General features: G+C 37.5%; 1 protein-coding gene. It reads right to left on the bottom strand.

All coding sequences use genetic code 11. The annotated features are described in order from the left end of the window. Positions 1-1,464, bottom strand: a 1,464-nt coding sequence (locus BAZSYMA_RS07370) for an SNF2-related protein (RefSeq protein WP_241502585.1), incomplete at its 3' end; no start/stop codon positions are given. Positions 1,465-1,477 lie beyond the last annotated feature (13 nt).

The following is a 1,477-nucleotide window of genomic DNA, read 5'->3' as shown; positions in this document are numbered from 1 at the left end:
GTAGGCAGTTTGCATAAAGATAATGGTTGGAAAGTCTAATAAATCCAATCCTGTTTTAACCAACTCAGGATTACAAACCATGACATCAATATCACGATCTACTTGATCTATTATCCAGTCCTCTCTCTTATCAGTTCCAACGGTTGATCGCAAAATGGCTGTTTTTAAATTTTCATTTTCAAACAATCGTTTTAAGCGTGATGCCGTATCTCTTTTGCCTGTGTATGTTGTATAAACCAATACACGGCGACCCGCCGCTTTTTCTGCCTTGATATATTCAATAACTTTTTGCTCTTTTGGTGCTAAAGTTAAATCATCAAATATTGCTTGTTCAAAGCAAAGCGTGTCTCTTGTCCTTGGGTGCACAACCATCTCAGCATTAAAGCCTGTGTCTGGCCATCTTAGTAAAACATTCATGACAACGCCTAACAGGCTGTTATCGCCTTTTGCTAAACACTCACGCATTTTACTGCTCAAATTTTCAGACATTTCTTTATAGATCTGCCCTTGTTTTTGCGTCATTGGCACATTAATAATTTCCTCTGTATAAGCAGGTAATATATTTTGCCCAATATCTTTAAGCTTTAAAAAGGCTGTTATTGGCAATACATGATCGACAATACCTTGAGGTCCAAAACCAGGTGCTTTTGAAGTATGAACTGTTATTTTCTTACCTCGTGCTGTCTTATGAGAATTGCCTTCGCTGTGCTTAAAAACATCTTTTAAAACACCGTGTTCACGCATAAACGCCATTGAAGCAGCACTCATTGATGATTCGGCACTAAAACCGCATTCAATCATCTTGCTAGGATTAATACGCCAGAGTAAATAAAACAAATCGCTGGCATAACCACCCATCAGTGTGCCTGTTAGTAACAAAGTTTTCTTAACCTTTGATGCTAGTACACCCATCGCTTGACCTTGTGCGGAATCGCTATTTTTATATTCATGTCCTTCATCAACAATCAACATATCAAAGAAATTATTAGGCAAATATCGCTTAATAAATTCTGTAGGTTGATAACCGCCCTGCCCAAAGCCAAATTCTGTTTTAGCCAAGGCTCGTTCCATCCTAACCGACTGACGATCCGAAAATACTAAATCACCATTCTCATCCATCAAATTAACAAACTGATAAATGTTATCAGCAAGCATTCCTTTGATAAGTTTCTCACCGAATTGATCAAGTAATTTATCAGCAGTCTTTTTACCAATGGTAGGTATCTGGCACAGTGCTTTATTTAAAACCTCTTTTTGAGACATAGATTTTTTACTTGCTCTTTGTAATGTCCATAATGGACTGCCACAGTGCTTACAATCGGATCTTTTATCATTGCTAGTCGCAATAATAATTTCACCTTCTTTGTCATACTGTGGCTTGCTGCATACTGAACAAGTTGCAGCGCGAACAAAACTTGTTAGTTTTTGCAATGCCTCATCATCTTTTTCACTAAATATTGGCACTAGAGTTTCTCTT

This window comes from Bathymodiolus azoricus thioautotrophic gill symbiont (genome assembly GCF_001298715.1).
In the GTDB taxonomy this organism is placed as follows: Bacteria; Pseudomonadota; Gammaproteobacteria; order PS1; family Pseudothioglobaceae; genus Thiodubiliella.
This window is presented reverse-complemented; position numbering and strand designations above follow the sequence as displayed.